The organism is Acidovorax sp. SRB_24 (assembly GCF_012931925.1).
On record NZ_MWOM01000001.1, the window covers coordinates 20,337 to 39,493 of the forward strand.

Annotated in this window: 13 protein-coding genes; 3 read left to right on the forward strand and 10 right to left on the reverse strand. The window is 66.3% G+C overall.

Going from position 1 to position 19,157, the window contains the following annotated elements:
• Window positions 1-42 precede the first annotated feature (42 nt).
• Window positions 43-1,083 (reverse strand): phosphate ABC transporter substrate-binding protein PstS, encoded by a 1,041-nt coding sequence (pstS, locus tag B2J89_RS00095; RefSeq protein WP_169167194.1) that lies wholly within the window; start codon window positions 1,081-1,083, stop codon window positions 43-45.
• A 313-nt stretch (window positions 1,084-1,396) separates the two neighbouring features.
• Between pstS and B2J89_RS00100 the strand changes: the two genes are divergently transcribed.
• Together B2J89_RS00100 and B2J89_RS00105 are read left to right on the forward strand one after the other, a co-directional pair.
• Window positions 1,397-2,557 (forward strand): ABC transporter substrate-binding protein, encoded by a 1,161-nt coding sequence (locus B2J89_RS00100; protein ID WP_371809012.1) that lies wholly within the window; start codon window positions 1,397-1,399, stop codon window positions 2,555-2,557.
• A gap of 57 nt (window positions 2,558-2,614) precedes the next feature.
• Complete coding sequence (locus tag B2J89_RS00105; protein ID WP_169167195.1) at window positions 2,615-4,093, forward strand: Ppx/GppA phosphatase family protein; 1,479 nt, start codon at window positions 2,615-2,617, stop codon at window positions 4,091-4,093.
• Window positions 4,094-4,166: 73 nt separating this feature from the next.
• On the opposite strand, the gene B2J89_RS00110 is transcribed toward B2J89_RS00105, so the two are convergent.
• The 3 genes from B2J89_RS00110 to B2J89_RS00120 form a co-directional block, all read right to left on the reverse strand.
• The gene (locus B2J89_RS00110) at window positions 4,167-4,631 is read right to left on the reverse strand and encodes a histidine phosphatase family protein (RefSeq protein WP_169167196.1); all 465 of its coding nucleotides are present in this window, start codon (window positions 4,629-4,631) and stop codon (window positions 4,167-4,169) included.
• 10 nt (window positions 4,632-4,641) lie between these two features.
• Window positions 4,642-6,843, reverse strand: coding sequence for a polyphosphate kinase 1 (ppk1, locus tag B2J89_RS00115; RefSeq protein WP_169167197.1), 2,202 nt, complete (start codon window positions 6,841-6,843; stop codon window positions 4,642-4,644).
• 117 nt (window positions 6,844-6,960) lie between these two features.
• Window positions 6,961-7,800: a GNAT family N-acetyltransferase gene (locus B2J89_RS00120; protein WP_169167198.1), complete on the reverse strand. Its 840-nt coding sequence runs from the start codon at window positions 7,798-7,800 to the stop codon at window positions 6,961-6,963.
• A 295-nt stretch (window positions 7,801-8,095) separates the two neighbouring features.
• On the opposite strand from B2J89_RS00120, the gene B2J89_RS00125 reads away from it, so the two are divergent.
• The gene (locus B2J89_RS00125) at window positions 8,096-10,312 is read left to right on the forward strand and encodes a bifunctional diguanylate cyclase/phosphodiesterase (RefSeq protein WP_169167199.1); all 2,217 of its coding nucleotides are present in this window, start codon (window positions 8,096-8,098) and stop codon (window positions 10,310-10,312) included.
• A 31-nt stretch (window positions 10,313-10,343) separates the two neighbouring features.
• Here B2J89_RS00125 and B2J89_RS00130 read toward each other — a convergent pair whose 3' ends face one another.
• The 6 genes from B2J89_RS00130 to B2J89_RS00155 all read right to left on the reverse strand — a co-directional run bounded on the left by B2J89_RS00130 (window position 10,344) and on the right by B2J89_RS00155 (window position 18,992).
• The gene (locus B2J89_RS00130) at window positions 10,344-11,087 is read right to left on the reverse strand and encodes an amino acid ABC transporter ATP-binding protein (RefSeq protein ID WP_169167200.1); all 744 of its coding nucleotides are present in this window, start codon (window positions 11,085-11,087) and stop codon (window positions 10,344-10,346) included.
• Window positions 11,088-11,105: 18 nt separating this feature from the next.
• Window positions 11,106-12,209 (reverse strand): amino acid ABC transporter permease, encoded by a 1,104-nt coding sequence (locus tag B2J89_RS00135; RefSeq protein ID WP_169167201.1) that lies wholly within the window; start codon window positions 12,207-12,209, stop codon window positions 11,106-11,108.
• Window positions 12,210-12,212: 3 nt separating this feature from the next.
• Window positions 12,213-13,388: an amino acid ABC transporter permease gene (locus tag B2J89_RS00140; protein WP_169167202.1), complete on the reverse strand. Its 1,176-nt coding sequence runs from the start codon at window positions 13,386-13,388 to the stop codon at window positions 12,213-12,215.
• Between the two features lie 108 nt (window positions 13,389-13,496).
• Window positions 13,497-14,531, reverse strand: a complete 1,035-nt coding sequence (locus B2J89_RS00145; protein WP_169167203.1) for an amino acid ABC transporter substrate-binding protein — start codon at window positions 14,529-14,531, stop codon at window positions 13,497-13,499.
• A gap of 275 nt (window positions 14,532-14,806) precedes the next feature.
• Window positions 14,807-16,141 (reverse strand): phosphoglucosamine mutase, encoded by a 1,335-nt coding sequence (gene glmM / locus B2J89_RS00150; protein ID WP_169167204.1) that lies wholly within the window; start codon window positions 16,139-16,141, stop codon window positions 14,807-14,809.
• 154 nt (window positions 16,142-16,295) lie between these two features.
• Window positions 16,296-18,992, reverse strand: coding sequence for a molybdopterin-dependent oxidoreductase (locus tag B2J89_RS00155; RefSeq protein WP_169167205.1), 2,697 nt, complete (start codon window positions 18,990-18,992; stop codon window positions 16,296-16,298).
• Window positions 18,993-19,157 lie beyond the last annotated feature (165 nt).

The following is a 19,157-nucleotide window of genomic DNA, read 5'->3' on the forward strand; positions in this document are numbered from 1 at the left end:
AATGCAATGGAACACAGGCCGGCACCAGGCCGGCCCGGGGAATCACTTCAGCGCAATGGCCTTGCCCGAAGTGTCCTTGATATCGCCCCATGACTTCATGATCTGGGTCTTTACGACATCGGGCATGGGCACGTAGTCCAGGCTGGAAGCCGTCGCATCACCCGATTTGTACGCCCACTCGAAGAACTTCAACGCCGTGGCGGCCTGCGCGGGCTTGTCCTGCGATTTTTGCATCAGGATGAACGTGGCCGACGTGATGGGCCACGATTCCTTGCCGGGCTGGTTGGTCAGGATCTGGTAGAAGCTCTTGGCCCAGTCGGCACCGGCCGCGGCAGCCTTGAAGGAGCCTTCGGTGGGCGACGCGAAGGTGCCGGCGCTGTTTTGCAGCAGGGCATAGGTCATCTTGTTTTGCTTGACGTACGCATATTCCACGTAGCCGATGGAGTTGGGCAGGCGGCCCACGAAAGCGGCGACGCCTTCGTTGCCCTTGCCGCCCGCACCCGTGGGCCAGTTCACGGCCGTGCCTTCACCGACCTTGGTCTTCCATTCGGCATTGACCTTGCTCAGGTAGTTGGTGAAGCCAAAGGTCGTGCCCGAGCCGTCGGCGCGGCGCACGGGAGCGATGGCCGCGTCGGGCAGGGCCAGGCTGGGGTTCAGGGCCTTGATGGCCGCATCGTTCCACTGGGTGATCTTGCCCAGATAGATGTCGCCCAGCACCTGGCCGCTGAGCTTGAGCTGGCCGGGTTCGATGCCCTTGATGTTGACCACGGGCACGATGCCACCGATCACCGTGGGGAACTGCACCAGGCCCTTCTTGCTCAGCTCGTCGTCCTTGAGGGGCGCATCCGAAGCGCCGAAGTCCACCGTCTTGGCTTCGATCTGGCGCAGACCCGCGCCCGAGCCCACCGACTGGTAGTTGATCTTGACGCCCGTGGCCTTGTGGTAATCGGACGCCCACTTGGAGTACAGCGGCGCCGGGAAGCTCGCACCGGCGCCCGTGGCCTCTTGCTGCGCCCAGGCGCCAGAGAATGCACCGGCGGACACCACGCCAGCCACCAGAATTCGAATCGCGGACATTTTCATGAAAAGACCTTTGGGTTGAGAAAGTGGGGTTGAGGCGACTCTAAAAGGCCTGTGTGACATTGTTGTGACACACGGAAATGCCGTCATATCCCCGGATGAAACAGATGTCACAGCCCTGTCACAGCACCTGCCTAGGCTGCCGCCACGGGCCGCTCCCGCAAAGGCTGGCCTGCAAGAAATTCAAAAACCATAGCTGAATGCGCTCGTTTTCATTGGTTTTCAGACACAAAACTATCTGAAACACAGAAAAAACCAGCGCTGGTAGCTCACTTTTTTGAACCTTCCTATCCGGCCACCGCAGAAAACGTCCACCGTGTTCACCCCTCCGCCCCTGCCCTCCAAGCGCCCCGCCCTCCCCTCCCTGAGCCGCCGGCGCTGGCTGCAGTGCACGGCGCTGGCCGGCGCTGCGCCCGTCGCCTGGTCGGCGCCGGCGCCGGCGGGCCGCGCCGTCACGATCGCCCAGATCGCCGACCTCTCGGCCGCGCAGCAAGACGTGAGCCGCGATTTTCTGACCGGCTCGCGCGCCGCCTGGCAAGAGCTCAATGCCCAGGGCGGCCTGGCCGGCCGGCCGGTACAGCACCTGGTGCTGGAGACCGACGGCAGCGCCGCCGGCCTGCAGGCCGCATGGCACAAGGCGCAGGCCACGGCGGACTGCGTGGCGCTGTCGGGCTGCGTGGGCAACGCCGCCGCCGCCGGCCTGGCCACCCTGCAAGCGCGCTCGGGCACCGGCACGCCGCTGGCCCAGGTGGCGCCGTGGCTGCACGGCACCGAAGCCTGGCCAGACGACACGGTGTTCGACATCTTTCCGGGCTACCAGGCGCAGATCGCGCACGCCCTCAAGACGCTGGCCAGCATGGGCGTGCAGGACATGGGCGTGGCCTACGGCAGCGCCAGCATCCAGCAGCAGTCGCAGGCCGAGATCGCGCGGGCGGCGCAAACCCTGTCGGTGCGCATGCAGCCCCTGCCGCTGGCACGCCGCGACGCGGCCCGCGCCGCGCAGCGCCACGCCCTCATCCTGTTCGTCGGAGGCACGCCGGAGCTGCACGACTTCACGCGCCAGATCCAGCTGCCGCCCGGGCGCCAGTGCTATGTGGTGGCGCTGGCCGATGTGAACCTGCAGGTGCTGGCACAAATGAAAGGCATGCCGCACAACACCTCGGTGATTGCCACGCAGGCCGTGCCCCTGATCACGTCTCCCCTGCCAGTGGTGCGCGCCTACCGCAGCGCCCTGGCGCGCTTGTACGACGAACCGCCCACGCCGCTGGGACTGGCCGGCTTCATTGCAGCGCGCTACACCGCCGAGGCCCTGGCGCGCGCCGAAGGCCCTTTGACGCGTGCCAGCGCGCTGGCGGCCCTGCGCCGGCGCACCGACACCCACATCGGCGGCTTCACCGTCGCCTTCCAGGGCAAAAGGCGGGCCAACGCCTACGTCACGCAAACCATGCTGACCCCGGACGGCCGCATCGTCGGCTGACGCCCTCGGCGAATGCTATGCTGCGCCGCCACAAAGCCGGCACCCCAGGCACCCCCCATGCACCACGGAACATTGCTCGCCGCTGTCGATCTCGGATCGAACAGCTTTCGCCTTGAAATCGGCCGTTTGGAGCACGGCCACATCCAGCGCGTCGAATACCGCAAGGAAACGGTGCGCCAGGGCGCGGGGTTGGACGAGCAACTCAACCTCAGCGCGCAGGCCATGCAGCGCGGCTGGGACTGCCTGGCCCGCTTTGCCGAGCGCCTGGCCGGATTTGCCCCCGCGCAGGTGCGCGCCGTGGCCACGCAAACCCTGCGCGAGGCGCGCAACCGCGACGCGTTCCTGCAGCGCGGCAGCGAAATCCTCGGCCACCCCATCGAAGTGGTGTCGGGCCCCGAGGAGGCGCGCCTGATTTACCAGGGCGTGGCACGGCTGCTGCCGCAGTCGGACGAACGGCGCCTGGTGGTGGACATCGGCGGACGCTCGACCGAGCTGATCGTCGGCCAGCAATACCAGGCGCACGCCGTGGCGTCGTTCCCGGTGGGCAGCGTGGCCTGGTCCTGGCGCTACTTTGCCGATGGCGCTTTCACCCCGCAGGCGTTCACCGCCGCCGAGGTCGCCGCCAAGGCCGTGCTGGACGAGGCACAGGAGAGCTTCTGCCGCGGCGCCTGGGACGTGGCCTATGGCTCCTCGGGCACGGTGGGCGCCGTCGGCGAGATCCTGGCCGCGGCCGGACAGCCCGCGGGGCGCATCCAGCGCGCCGACCTCGACTGGCTGCAGGAGCGCCTGCTGCGCGCCCAAAGCGCGGATCGCGTGCGCCTGGACGGCCTCAAGGAAGACCGCCGCCCCGTCATTGGCGGCGGCATCAGCGTGCTGCGGGCCGTGTTCGACCTGCTGGAGATCGACGAGATGCGGGTGGCGCAGGGCGCCCTGCGCCAGGGCGCGCTGTACGACCTGGTCGACCGCGAGCAGCCGGAGACCGACCTGCGCGCGGCCACCGTGCGCGCTTTGATGCTGCGCTTTGGCGTGGACGGCGCCCAGGCCGAGCGCGTGCGCCAGGTGGCCTGTGCGCTGTTTTCCCAGCTGTGCCCAGGCGACGCGAGCCCAGCGCTGCGCAAGCTGCAGTGGGCCGCGCAGTTGCACGAAGTGGGCTGCCGCATCGCCCACAGCGACTACCACCGGCACGGCGCCTACATCCTCGACAACACCGACGCCGCCGGCTTTGCCATGCCCGAAATGCACCGCCTGGCCCTGCTGGTGCTGGGCCACCGCGGCAAGCTCAAGAAAATCGAAGCCGAGCTGGGCGATGCCGGCACGGCGCTGCCGCTGCTGTGCCTGCGCCTGGCCGTCGCGCTGTGCCACGCGCGGCGCGACCCCGATATACAGGGGCTGGCGATCGCGCAACAAGGGCAGCGCATCGTGCTGAGCGCGCGCGCCGGATGGGCGGCGGCGTTTCCGCAGTCGGCCCACCTTCTGCGCGAAGAAGTGCTGGCCTGGCAGAAAACGCCGTGGGAGCTGGCCCTCACGGTGCCCTGAACAAGGTCCTTGAACGCGGCCGCAGGCACCTTGCGCGCCACGGCGCGGCACAGCGGGCGGCGTTGGAACGTGGTTACAGGAAGTCGGCCGACTGCACGGCCAGCACCACGGTTTCGAGCTGGTCCATCCGCTGGCGCTGGCGCAGCCACCACACCGAGCCCTTGCGCACCGCGCACTCGCCGGACGTCTGACCCAGCAGCTGCGCAATCGTCTGCCCGAGCACCGGCTGGTGCCCCACCACGAGCACCGCGCCGCGCGCACGCGGCCACTGCGCGAGCTCCAGCAACTCCGCGGGGCTTGCGCCGGGCAGCAACTCGGCGCGCAGCTTGTATTTGCGGCCCAGGGCCTGGGCGGTCTGCTCGGTGCGACGCGCCGGGCTGCACAGCACGCGCAGGCCGTTGGGGAGTTGGCGGTCCAGCCATGCCGCCATGCGGGCGGCCTGCTTTTCACCGCGCGCGGTCAAGGTGCGTTGCAGGTCGTCCATGCCCTCGGGCGCATCCTGCGCTTCGGCGTGGCGCCACAGGATCAGGTCCATCATGCGGGCCCCCTCAATCCGCCTGCGCGGTGGAGCGCGACACGGGGCCGTAGCGTTGCATCAGGGCGTCCTGCGCCCCCGTGCCCCCGTCTGGCCCGTGGACGCGCTCATACCGGCCATCGGCCTGCAGACTCCAGGCATCGCGGTCATCGCAGAGGTAGGCCACCAGGCACTCGTCAATGATGCGCTGGCGCAGTTGCGGGTCGGTCACGGGCCAGGCAATCTCGACGCGGCGCAGCATGTTGCGGTTCATCCAGTCGGCGCTGGAGAGGTAGAGCTCTTCGTCTTCCCCGCAGCGGTAATAGAACACGCGCGAGTGTTCCAGGAAGCGGCCAATGATGGAGCGCACGCGGATGTTGTCGCTCAGCCCCGGCACCTGCGCCGGCAGGATGCAGGCGCCGCGCACGATCAGATCGATCTGCACGCCGCGCTGGCCGGCCAGCAGCAGCGCATGCACCAGCGCCTCGTCGGTGAGCGCATTCATCTTCGCCACGATGCGCCCGCCCTGCCCCCGGCTGGCGGCCAGGCCGACCTGCTCGATTTTTTCGAGCGTGCGCCGGTGCAGGTGGAACGGCGCCACCAGCAGGCGGCGCATGCGCGGCAGGCGGTTCTGGCTGGCCAGGTGGTTGAACACGCTGTCCATGTCGGCCGTGGTGTCCTCGTCGGCCGTGAAGTAGCTCAGATCGGTGTACAGGCGCGCCGTGCTCGGGTTGTAGTTGCCGGTGGACAGGTGGCCGTAGCGGCGCAGGTGCCGGCCTTCGCGGCGCGTGGCCAGCAGCATCTTGGCGTGGGTCTTGAGGCCGACGACGCCATAGACCACCTGCGCACCCACGGACTCGAGCGCCTCGGCCCAGTTGATGTTGGCCTCTTCGTCGAAGCGCGCCTTGAGCTCGACCACGGCCATGACCTCTTTCCCTCGGCGCACCGCTTCCCGCAGCAGTTCCATCATCTGCGGGTCGGACCCTGTGCGATAGATGGTCTGCTTGATGGCCACCACCTGCGGATCGTTGACCGCTTCGCGCAAGAATGCCAGCACGCCGTCGAAGCTCTCGAACGGCTGGTGGATCAGCACGTCGCGCCGGCGCATCTCGGCCATGATGGATTCGCCGGCCAGCATGCGGCGCGGCGCGGCCGCCTGCCAGGGCGCAAACAGCAGCTCGGGTGCCTGCACCAAGTCGACCAGCTGCGCCAGGCGCACGAGGTTGACCGGCCCGTGCACGCGGTACAGCGCGCCGGCCGGCAAACCGAACTGCTGCAGCAGGAAGTCCGACAAAAACCGGGAACAGCCGGACGAGACCTCCAGCCGCACGGCCTCGCCATAGTTGCGCTGCTGCAGGCCTTGGCGCAGCACGGTGCGCAGGCTGCGCACATCCTCTTCGTCCACCGCCAGATCGGAGTGGCGTGTGACGCGGAACTGCGAAAACTCCGTGACCTGCCGGCCAGGAAACAACTCCGCCAGGTGTGCGCGCACCACACTCGACAGGCTGACGAACTGCGCCCCTCGGGGCGCCACGCCGGCGGGCATGCGGATCAGGCGCGGCAAGACACGCGGCACGCGCACGATGGCAATCTCGTTCTCACGCCCAAAGGCGTCGCTGCCCTTGAGGCGCACGATGAAGTTCAGCGTCTTGTTGGCCACCTGCGGAAACGGGTGCGCCGGATCGAGCCCCACGGGCACCAGCAGAGGGCGCACTTCGCGGTGGAAATAGCCCCGCACCCAGCGGCGCTGCGCCGCGCTGCGCGCGCCCTGCGAAACGATGCGGATGCCCTGCGCCTCGAACGCCGGCACCAGCACGTCGTTGTAGAGCGCGTACTGGCGGGTTACCAGGGCGTGCGCCTGGGCGGAGATGGCTTCGAACGAGACCGCAGTGCACGCCCCCTTGGTGTCGCCGTTGCGGGCCGCTGCCACATGCGGGGCTGCGCGCACCTCGAAAAACTCGTCCAGGTTGGACGACACGATGCACAGGTAGCGCAGGCGCTCCAACAGGGGCACATCGGGCCGCACGGCCCAGTCGAACACGCGCTCGTTGAACGCCAGAATGCTGTGGTCCCGGTCCAGCAACGCAGCCGCAGGGCGATCTTCCGCCCCCTCGCTCACCGGCTCGGCCCATTCTGGCTCTGCCTCTGGCGTTCCAGCAGGCACGGCGTCCGGTGTGGATGGCGCATCGCCGGTGGAAAACGGCGGTTCGGTTCTTTGGGCGCACTCGACGGGCATGGACACATTCCAGGACACTGACAAGCTGGAAGTATCAAAAGCAGATATGACAACTTCATGACATGACATATGACACCCCTGCGGGCGCGGTGCGCCGCGGCGGACCGCCGCCCCCAATCACTGAGCGCCCAGGAAATGCTTGCGGTAGCGCGGCGCCAGGTCGGCAATGCGCATCATCATCGGCAGGTCCGCCGTGTTGAAGTCGGGGTCCCACGCGGGCGCACCCAGCACCCGGGCGCCCAGGCGCAGGTAGCCCTTCAGGAGCGCGGGGGGCTCGATGCGCAGCGAGCCATCGAGCCGCTCCACCGGCAGCGCCAGGCGCGGCAGCACCTGGTGCTCGATCGGCGCCAGATGGGTCTGGCGCAGCTGCTCCCAGATGCTGGCTGCGGCATGGCCACTCACCACCCCCTGGTGCAGCATGGGAATGCTGGCGCACCCCATCATCGTGTCGAGCCGGTTGCGCACCATGAAGTCCGCCAGCGCCCCCCACAGCGCCAAGATCACGCCGCCTTGCCGGTGCCCGGGGTGCACGCAGCTGCGCCCCAGTTCCACCATGCGATCGCGCAGGCCCCGCAGGCGGGTCAGGTCGAACTCGGTGTCGCTGTAGGTGCAACCCACACGGCGCGCCTGGGCTGGCGTCAACACGCGGTAGGTGCCTATCACCTGCTGGCTGCGCGCATCGCGCACCAGCAGGTGCTCGCAAAAGTCGTCAAACAGATCGATGTCGTGGCCCGGCTCGGGGCTGCTCAAGCGCGCGCCCATCTCGGTGGCAAAGACATCGAACCTCAGGCGCTGGGCCTCGCGCACTTCGTCCTGGTGCCGCGCCCAAGCCACCGCATATTCCGTGCGGCCCTCGGCGGGCGCCGGCACGCCCGCCACTCTGGGCAGCGGATGAAGCGCCTCCCGCACGGCAGGTGCCAAAGGCAACGGCCCGGCGGGGTGGGGTAAATCGTCCATCAGGTTCTCCTGTTCTGCCGGACGCCTGCTGCGGCATCCGCCGTGTGACCCACAGCCCGGCACCACGCCCGGCCTCTCGATCAACAGTCTGAAAGACGGTCATGACGCGCCCATGTCCGCTGCGCGGCAAATTCATGACACCCATAACACTTCGGTGCGGCACCCAGCGGCTCCAACACAAGGCGAAAAACCCGGGCCATGCCTGCGTAACAATTGCATGCGCCTAGCCCAAAATCCCCCTGCGCTGATACACTTTCGTACACTTTCCAGCCCACTTGCGACCGCCAGCGGCGACATGTCCTTTTTGCACGACGCACCCGTTTTTTCGGAAGTTATCGACCCTGTCGACGCCCCCTTGCAACGCGCGCTGCGCGAGCAGCAAGTGCTGCTCGACAGCGCGGGCGCCGGTATCGTTTTCATCCGCAAGCGCCGGGTGGTCCGCTGCAATCCGCGTTACGCAGAGATTTTTGGCTACCGCTCGCAGAATGAGCTCGTCGGCTACAACAGCGAAGGCTTCCACCCCCACCGCGCCGCGTTCCAGGAGCTGGGTCGCGCGGCCTACCCGGTGCTGTCGGGCGGACAAACCTACCGCACCGAGCGCACCATGCGCCGGCGCGACGGCGCGCTGTTCTGGGCACGGCTCACGGGCAGCCTCATCAACCCGCAGGACACATCCGAGGGCTCCATCTGGATCATCGACGACATCGATGACCAGCGCAGCGCCCAGGCCCTGCTGGACGCAGCCCTGTGGGAAAAGCAGGCACTGTTCGACAACGCCATGGTCGGCATCGTATTTCTGCGCGAGCGCCGCCTGACGCGCTGCAACCAGCATTTCGAGCAAATGCTTGGCTACAGCCCGGGCGAACTGCTGGGCAGCCTCTCGCGCCGCTGGTACACCAGCGACGCCGAGTGGGAGCATGTCGGGCAGCGCTGCTATGGCCCGCTGTCGCAGGGGCTGTCGTTCGAGGGCGAACTCACGCTGCGCAAAAAGGACGGCTCGACCGTGGTGTGCGAGGTGCGCAGCAAGGCCGTGGACCCCGCGCACCCGCAACGCGGCACGGTGTGGATCACCATGGATATCACCGAGCGCCAGCGCTCACAGGCCGCATTGGCGCGTGTCCACGAGGAACTTGAGCAACTGGTGCTGGAGCGCACCCGCCAGCTCAGTGAAACGGTCGACAACCTGCACCGCGAAATCAACGACCGCCGCCAGGACCAGGAGCGCATCTATTGGCTGGCCCATTACGACGCCCTGACCGGACTGCCCAACCGCGCGCTGCTGGCCGAGCGCAGCCAGCATGCCATCCACGCGGCGCAGCAGAGCCAGACCCCGCTGGCGGTCATCTTTCTGGACCTGGACCACTTCAAGCATGTGAACGACTCGCTGGGCCACCGTGTGGGCGACGCGCTGCTCGTGGCCATTGCCAAGCGCCTGCGCTCGGTCGTGCGCGACAAGGACACGGTGTGCCGGCTCGGGGGCGATGAGTTCATCCTGCTGTTGCCCGGCGCCAATGCCCGGGGCGCGGCGCGCGTCGCCGACAAGCTGCTGCAGGCCTCGCGCCTGCCCTACCAAATCGACCACCACGAACTGACGATGGCGCCTTCGATGGGCATCGCACTGTTTCCTGATGATGGCGCGGACTTCGACACGCTGAGCCAGTGCGCCGACGTGGCCATGTACCGCGCCAAACTCGACGGGCGCAACACCTACAGTTTTTTCACGCCGCAGATGCGCGCGCTGTCGGTGCGTGCGCTGCAGCTGGAGAATGCGCTGCGCCGCGCCCTGGAGCGCGGACAGTTCACGCTGGTCTACCAACCGCAGATTTGCCTGGACTCGGGTGTTATCACGGGCGTCGAAGCGCTCCTGCGCTGGCACCATCCCGAGTTGGGGCCCATCGCGCCGTCCGAGTTCATTCCGATCGCCGAAGATTGCGGCCAGATTCTCCCGATTGGCGAGTGGGTGCTGCGCACGGCGCTGGCGCAATTGCAGGCCTGGCGCGCGCAAGGCGTCGAGCTCAAGACCATGGCGGTCAACCTCTCTGCGGTGCAGTTCCGCCAGCCCCAACTGCCCGAGCTCATCACGCGCATCCTGGAAGAAACCGGGCTGCCCGCCGACTCGCTGGAGCTGGAGCTGACCGAGGGCGTGGCCGTGGACGACCCGCGCGCCGCCATCGACACCATGGACCGCCTGCACGCGCGTGGCGTGCGCATGTCCATGGACGACTTCGGCACCGGCTATTCCTCGCTGAGCCAACTCAAGCGCTTCCCGATCTACAAGCTCAAGATCGATCAGTCGTTCGTGCGCGATTTGGGCGAGGACAACAACGACCGCGCCATCGTCAGCGCCATCATCCGCATGGCGCAGGCCCTGGGCATGCAGACGACCGCAGAAGGCGTCGAGACACACGAGCAGCTGAGCTTCCTGCGCGAGCAAGGCTGCACCGAAGCACAAGGCTATTACCACGGCCGCCCCCTGCCTGCCGCCCAGCTGCTGGAGAGGCTGCGCCGCTAGCCAAGCGCAGGTCCCCAGCCGGGATAGGCGTTCAGTGCCCCAGGATCTTGGACAGGAAGTCGCGGCTGCGTTCGTTTTCGGGGTGGTTGAAAAATGCCTCGGGCGTGTTCTGCTCGACGATCTGCCCCTGGTCCATGAAGATCACCCGGTCGGCCACGGCCTTGGCAAAGCCCATTTCGTGCGTGACGCAAATCATGGTGATGCCCTGGTTGGCCAGCTCGATCATCACGTCGAGCACTTCCTTGATCATTTCCGGGTCCAGCGCCGAGGTGGGCTCATCGAACAGCATGATTTTGGGGGTCAGGCACAGCGCGCGCGCAATGGCCACGCGCTGCTGCTGCCCGCCCGACAGCTGCAGCGGGTACTTTGCGGCCTGCTCGGCGATGCGCACACGCTCCAATTGCTGCATGGCGCGCGCCTCGGCCTCCTTCTTGGGCAGCTTGCCCACCCACATGGGCGAGAGCGTGAGGTTTTCCAGCACGGTGAGGTGCGGAAACAGGTTGAACTGCTGGAACACCATGCCGACCTTTTTGCGCACATCGTCAATGACACGCACGTCGTCGCTCAGCTCCACGCCATCAACCACCAGCCGGCCCTGCTGATGCTCTTCGAGGCGGTTGATGCAACGGATCAGCGTGGACTTGCCCGAGCCCGATGGCCCGCAGACGACGATGCGTTCGCCGCGCGCCACATCCAGGTCGATATCGCGCAACACATGGAAGCTGTTGCCGTACCACTTGTTGACTTTGTCGAAGGTGATGATGGATTCAGGCATGGGCATTGGTGGCGGGGCTCAGCGTTGCCGGCCCTTGTTGGCCTGCTTTTCCACCCAGCGGCTGTAGCGCGACATGGAGAAGCAGAAAATGAAATAGATCAGCGCAATGAACAGGTAGCCTTCGATCTTGAAAGGCCGCCAGTTCGCGTCGGAGTTCAGCGCCAGGTCCAGCGCGCCGGTCAACTCGTACAGGCTCACGATGGCCACCAGCGACGTGTCCTTGAAAATGGAGATGAAGCTGTTCATGATGCCCGGCACCACCAGCGCCAGCGCCTGCGGCAGCACGACCTTGCGCTGGGTCTGCCAGTACGACAGCCCCAGCGTGGCCGCGGCCTCCACCTGGCCCTTTGGAATGGCCTGCAGCCCGCCGCGAATCACCTCGGCCAGATAGGCCGCGGCAAACAGCGTGATGCCCACCAGCACGCGCACCAGAACATTGACCGTGAGCCCTTGCGGCATGAACAGTGGAAACATGAACGAGGCCATGAACAGCACCGAGATCAGCGGCACACCGCGCACCAGTTCGACGTAAATGGTGCAGGCGCTGCGAATGGCAGGCAAGGACGACACCCGCCCCAACGCCACGAGCAGCGCGATCGGAAACGCCAGCGCAATCGACAGCGTGGACAGCAGGATGGTCAGCGGCAGCCCCCCCCAGCGGTCGGTCTCGACACGCGACAACCCGGCCACGCTGCCATGCATCAAGGCAAAAAACACCGACAGCACCAGCACCCACAGCACCGGCAGCCAGGGCCGCCAGAACGCGCGTGTGCAGCTGGCCACCAGCAGCGCCATCACCAGCAGCGTGGCCACCAGAGGACGCCATTGCTCTTCGTACGGATAGCGGCCAAAGAGGATCAGGCGGTATTTTTCGGCGATCACGCCCCAGCAGGCGCCCGCACCCGGTGCGCGGCAGGCCTCGACCTGGGGCAGCCAGACCGCCTTGACCAGCGCCCAGTACAAGACTTGCGGCACATACCACAGCAGCAGGCCACCGACCAGCACGGTGGCCAGTGAGGTCTGCCAGTCTCCCAGCAGATTGGTGCGCACCCAGGCCAGCGCTCCCTCCGTTTTGATGGGGGCTGGACGCGGTGGAATCGGGACAAAGGTTTGGGCGGCCATGGTTCAGCGCTCCCGGATGGCGGCGCGCGCGTTGTACCAGCCCATCAGCAGCGAGGTGAGCAGCGAAGTGCTCAGATACACCGCCATGACGATGGTGATGCACTCCACCGCCCGGCCCGTCTGGTTCATGGCGGTGTTGGCGATCGACACCACGTCGGGGTAGCCGATGGCCACGGCGAGCGAGGAATTCTTGGTCAGGTTGAGGTACTGGTTGGTGAGCGGCGGGATGATCACGCGCAGCGCCTGCGGCAGCGTGACCAGGCGCACCTCCTGCCCCCGGCTCAGGCCCAGCGCAGCAGCCGCCTCCCCCTGCCCGCCCGGCACCGACATGATGCCGGCACGCACCACCTCGGCAATGAAGGCCGTGGTGTAGACCGTCAGGCCGAGCAGCACGGCCGTGAATTCGGGGGTGACGGCGCCACCGTTTTCGATCGAAAAATCCCCTTTGAAAGGCACGTCGAATGCCGCCGGCGCCCCGCCCAGCCACCATCCCAGCAGCGTCGCCAGCAGCACGATGGCCGCGGGTGCAAGCCACAGGCTGGGCGGCTGGCCCGTGGCCTCGAAGCGCCGCAGGGCCCAGCGCCTGTACCCCCAGGCCAGCACGACGCCCCCCACCAGCCCGCCCACCGCCCAGCCATGCCCGGCAGACCAGACAGGAATCGGAAAGTTGAATCCGCCCTTGCTCAGGAAGAACGGTCCGAGCTTCCAGGCGTCGACCGTGGAAGGCAGAATTTCGGTGAGCAGCAGGTACCACATCAGCAACTGCAGCAGCACCGGAATGTTGCGAAAGCACTCTACATAGGCGGTGCACAGCCCGCGCACCAAGGCGTTGCGGGAAAACCGCCCAACGCCGATGAGCGTGCCCAGCAGCGTGGCGAGCGCGATGCCCACCACGGCCACGCGCAAGGTGTTGGTGATGCCCACGCCGAAGGCGCGCCAATACGACTCGGCGGAGTCGAACGGGTACAGGCTCTCGCCGATGGAGAACCCCGCAGGCTGGCTCAGGAAGTCAAAGCCGCTCTGGATGCCCCGCACCCGCATGTTGAGCAGGGTGTTGTGCGCCAAAAACCAGATTCCAAGGCCGATCAGCACTACGGCCAGAAGCTGGTACACCGCGCCCCGGAAGGCTTGGCTGCGCCAGGACCATGTGCGCTTTTTGGGCGGGGCAGTTGGAAACATGGGCACCAGATCTCGTTGAGAGCAACAGCGCTGCAGAGCCTGCAGCACCCTCCGTGGCCTGGGCTGCGCCGGCGCACACCGGCTGGCCAAGGCCCGCTGTATGCGCGCTCAGCGCACGGGATCGGCGTACATCAGGCCGCCGTTGTTCCACTGGTTGTTGAGGCCGCGCGGCAAGCCCAGGGCCGATTTGGGCCCGACATTGCGCTCGAAGATCTCGCCGTAGTTGCCCGTCGCCTTGAGTGCGTTGGCCATCCAGTCCTTGCCCAGGCCCAGCAGCTTGCCCATGTCTTCCGTCACGCCCAGGATGCGCAACACCACCGGGTCCTTGCTGGTGGTTTTCATCTGCTCCACATTGGCCTGGGTGATGCCGTATTCCTCGGACTCGATCAGGCCGTAGATCACCCACTTGACGATGGCGAACCACTCATCGTCCCCGCGGCGCACCATCGGTCCCAGGGGCTCCTTGGAGATCAGGTCGGGCAGGATGGTGTGGTCCGCCGGGGTGGCGGCCTGCTTGTTGCGGATCGACGCCAGGCCCGAAGCGTCGGTGGTGTACGAGATGCATCGGCCCGAGAAATAGGCCGCCACGGCGGCCTCCTCCTTCTCGAACACCACGGTCTTGATGTTGAGGCTGTGGGCCTTGGAGTAGTCGGTCAGGTTCTTTTCGGTGGTGGTGCCGGACTGCACGCACACCGTCTGGTTCTTGAACTGCTTGGCGCTCTTGATGCCACTCTTGACTGGCACGATGAAGCCCTGGCCGTCGTAGTACGTGACGACCGTCTGGTTCAGGCCCAGCGATGCATCGCGCGTGAGCGTGAAGGTCGTGTTGCGCGAGAGCACATCGATCTCGCCCGATTGCAGCGCCGTGAAGCGCTGCTGCGCCGTCAGCGGCACGTATTTCACCTTCTCTGCATCTCCAAGCACCGCCGCGGCCGTCGCGCGGCAGATGTCCACGTCCAACCCCGACCATTTGCCCGTGGAGTCGGCCGCCGAAAAACCCGCCAAACCCGTGTGGACGCCACAGACCACCTGCCCGCGCGACTTGATGCCGTCGAGCGTTTTGCCCGCATGGGCTGGCAAGGCAAGCAGCGTGCTGGCCGCTGCCAAGGTGATTGCTGCCCACTTGAATTCGCTGATTTTCATGGCGGTCTCCGATGTGTGAAATGTCACAAAAAGCCGCCGCGGTGCGCGGCAGCCCTGGAGTCGCACCTTAACGAAAGCACTCTGTTACTTGCATCGGGGTTTACACGCGCGCCGGTGCAAACCCGCACAGCCGACGCTTTGAACCCTTGACCAGGGTGAGGATGCCAGGCCCGCCATGCGCGCCCGCGCATCCACCGCTGCGCCGGCAGAATTCAAGTCAAATGGGCCTCAAACGCTGATGGATAAAGCGTTGATAGCTATCAATATGATTGCAATCAACCGCGCCGGGCGGCGTCGGCCAGCCGCTCTGCGCAGGCGCGGGCCTGGGCTGCGTCGCGCGCCTCCACCATCACGCGCAGCAGCGGCTCGGTGCCACTGGCGCGGATGAGAATGCGGCCTGAGCCGCCCAGCTCGGCCTCGACGGCCCGGGTTTCTTCGGCCAGCAGGGCATTGCATTTCCAGTCCTGGTCCGGCGGCAGGCGCACGTTCAACAGCACCTGCGGGAACAGCACCAGATCGGCCAGCGCCTGTGCCAGGCTCTGGCCCGTGCGCACGCAGGTCTGCAGCACCTGCAAGGCGCTGACCAGGCCATCGCCGGTGGTGTGCTTGTCGAGCACCAGCAAGTGGCCCGAGCCCTCTCCGCCCAACATCCAGTGGTGCTGGGCCAGCGCTTCGAGCACGTAGCGGTCGCCGACCTTGGCGCGCACGAACTTCACGCCGCGCGCCTGCAGGGCCAGCTCCACCGCCATGTTGGTCATCAGCGTGCCCACCACCCCGGGCACATGCTCATCGCGCCCCATGCGCTCGCACACCATCAGGAACAGCAACTCATCGCCGTTGTACAGGCGGCCATCCGCGTCAACCATCTGCAGCCGGTCGGCATCGCCGTCGAGGGCGATGCCGAAGTCGGCGCGGTGCGCACGCACCGCCTGCACCAGCGCGGCCGGGTGCGTGGCGCCCACGCCGTCGTTGATGTTGACGCCATCGGGGGTGCAGCCGATGGCAATGACCTCGGCGCCCAGCTCATGGAACACCATGGGCGCAATCTGGTAGGCCGCGCCATGGGCCGCGTCCACCACGACCTTGAGGCCGCGCAGCGTGAGGTCGTGGGAAAAGGTGCTCTTGCAGAACTCGATGTAGCGGCCTGCGGCATCGTCGAGCCGGCGCGTCTTGCCCAGCGAAGCCGAATCAGCCCACACCGGGGGCTCGTCCAGCGCGGCCTCGACCGCCAGCTCCCAGGCGTCGGGCAGCTTGGTGCCCTGGGCGCTGAAAAACTTGATGCCATTGTCGGGAAAGGCATTGTGGCTGGCAGAGATCACCACCCCGAGGCTCGCGCGCTGGGCGCGGGTGAGGTAGGCCACGCCGGGTGTGGGCAAGGGCCCGAGCAGCACCACGTCGACGCCGGCGGAGTTGAAGCCGGATTCGAGCGCGCTCTCCAGCATGTAGCCCGAAATGCGCGTGTCCTTGCCGATCAGCACCGTGGGGCGCTCTTCGGTCCGCTTCAGTACGCGGCCGACGGCATGCGCCAGGCGCAGCACAAAATCGGGGGTGATGGGCGCCTGGCCGACGGTGCCCCGAATGCCGTCGGTGCCAAAGTATTTTTGAGTCATGGAGTCGGTGTGACGCTGCTGTTTTGTCGCATTTGAGTCTAGCGCACGGCGCGGCCGCCCATGTCCCTCTCGGCCCGCAGTGCCCACAAAGCTAAAAAGCCCCGCGAGGCCGTGGCCGGCATCGCGGGGCTGCGCAGGGGGCCAAGGGCCGGGGTCAGGGCTTGGCGTTCTTGAGCAGGAACTCCAGCACCAGCTTGCGCTCGCCGTCGTCCAGGCCGGCCCGCGGGAACATGCTTTGCGTGATGCCCAGCCACTGCGTGCCGTTGAACTGGCCAGGGTCGCGCGGGCCATGGCAGACCGTGCAGCGCTGGTAGAAGATCTTCTCGCCCGGGCTCAGCGACGCCATCGACTTTTCCTTGAGCGCCACCGCGCGGTCCAGGCCATAGAACTTCTCGTCGAATTGGACCGTCCGCTTGACCGACTTGGAAGGCTCGAAGGCGCGCGTCGGGCTTTCCGGGTCCTTGCACTTGCGCAGCTTGGCCAGGCAGGTGTCTGCCGTGGTGGCCTGGCTCAGCGCGCTGGCACGCCGGCTGCTAGTCAGGAAGTTGACCAGGCCGTTGTTGCAGCGCCCCTTGCTGTCGAGTTGCGGCCAGCCGCCTTCGTAGATGCTGACCACGCCGGGCATGATCTTGTCGGACAGCACGGCCCCGACGACGATGGAGCCGCGGTCGTTGTAGAGCTCGACCAGGTCACCATTCTTGATGCCGCGCTCGCGGGCATCCTGCGTGTTCACGACCAGCGGCTCGCGCCCCTGCACCGCATACAGCTTGCGCAGCGGCTCGGCGTTGGCCATTTGCGAGTGCAGGCGGTAGAAGGGGTGCGGGCTCACCACATGCAGCTCGCCCTTTTTCGCGTTGCCCAGGTACTCGGCAGGTTCGAGGAACTTGGGCATGGGCGGGCAATCGTCGAGCTGGAGCTTGTCGATGGTGGCGGAATACATCTCGATCTTGCCGGTGGGGGTGTGCAGCGGGTTCTTCACCGGGTCGGTGCGGAAATCGCCGTGGCGCACCCACTTGCGCGCCTCCTCGGGCACCTTGATCTCGGCCACGCCGGCCTCCCAGAACTTCTCCCACGGCAGTTGCGCCGCGGCCGAGCTGCCTTCGTAGGCCAGTTTGACGTAATCGAGCGAGGTGAGGCCTTCGGTGAAGGCGTATTCGACGCCGCACAGCGCCGACAGGCGGCGGAAGATTTCAAAGTCGTCGAGCGCATCGCCCACCGGCGCAATCACCTGCTTCATGGCAAAGATCTTGTCGATGCCATAGGTGCCGCCCGAAGAGATGTCGTTGCGCTCGAGTGTGGTGGTCGCCGGCAGCACGATGTCGGCCCAGCGCGTCGAAGCCGTCCACCAGCAGTCTTGCACCACGATGGTGTCCACCGTCTTGAACGCACGGATCAGCTCGTTGATGTCCTGCTGGTGCGACAGCAGGTTGTTGCCAGCGTTGTAGATCATTCCGACATGGTCGGGATACTGGTAGGTCGTGCCGTTGTAGGTGAACGATTTGCCGGGGTTGTTCAGCATTTCGCTGATGCGGGAGGCCGGGCAGATTTTCTTGACCGGGTTGCGGCCTTGCGACATGCCGCGCGGGCCCGTGCCACCCGACTGCGGCATGCCGCCGCCGCCGTAGTGCCAGCTGAAGCCCACGCCCTGACCAGGCAGGCCGATGTTGCCGACCATGCAGGCGAAGTTGACGATGGCCCAGTACGGCATTTCACCGTGGTGCGCGCGCTGGATGGCCCAGGAGCCCGCGAACTGCGTGCGCTTGCTGGCAAACAGGTCGGCCAGTTCGCGGATCTTGGCGGCGGGAATGCCGGTGATCGCGGCGGCCCACTCGGGCGTCTTCGCTGGCGTGCCATCGGCGTCCTTGCCCAGCAGGTACGCCAGGAAGCGGTCAAAGCCCACCGTGTATTTGTCGATGAACGCCTGCTTGTGCTTGCCTGTCGTGTAGACGTGGTAGCCCATCGCCAGGAACAGTGCCGTGTCGGTGTTGGGAACGATCTTGACCCACTCCGAACCCATTTTCTCGTCGGTGGTGGTGACCTGCGGGTTGATCGACACAAATTTCACCCCCGCCTTCTTGATCGCGTCCCAGTGGTCGTACATCTCATGGTCGGCCACGGTGTATTCAATGCGGTTGTTCTTGTTCGGGTCGCAGCCGATGAACACAAACACTTCGGTGTTGTCGCGCACCTGCTCCCAGGCGGTCTGGGCCGAATACACCTCCATGTCGCCGATCACATACGGCATGATGATTTGCGCCGCACCCCCCGAATAATCGCCCGTGGTGACCGAGCAGCCGCCCAGCAGGTTGAAAAACCGGCCCTGCAGCACGTTGGGGCGAAAAATGCCGGCATGCGACCAGCCGCCATACGAGCTGCTGAACACGCCCTCGTTGCCGTGTTTTTCGATGGTGTCGAGAATGGCCTTGGCGGTCAGGCCCAGTGCGACGTCCCAGCTCACCTCGACGAACTCTTCCTTGCCGCGCAGCTCGGGCTTGCGGTTGCCCTGCAGTCCGTCCAGGTAGGACTTGCGCACCATCGGTGCCTTGATCCGGGTCTTGTCATAGGTGCGGCCCAGCACCCCCAAGGTCAGCATCTCGGTCGAGCGGGCGTCGGCGCGCGTGGGGGTCACTTTTTCCAGTCGGCCATTTTTCACCGATGCGATGAAGGGGCCGTAATGGGTGGCATGCGCCACCGTGCCCGTCCAGGTGGCGTAGGCAATGCCAAGCGCCGAGGTCGCAGGCGTTTGCGCAAAAGCCCGGGCAAAAGGCCCCACCGGAAACAGGCTGGCAGCCAGACCTGCCGTGCCGACCGCGCCAGCAGCGCCGAGTAGATTGCGTCGAGACAATGCCATTTGCAACTTTCTAAGTCCTTGAAGTGGTCTTAGGGTAACCCCTGAGACATTTAATGACAAAAATCAAGGGACCAGTTGCCAACACCAATGAACTCGGCATGCGCCAGGTCAACATCCCGTCACATTGGCTGCGCAAAAAACCGCAACAGCGCCACCAGACCACAG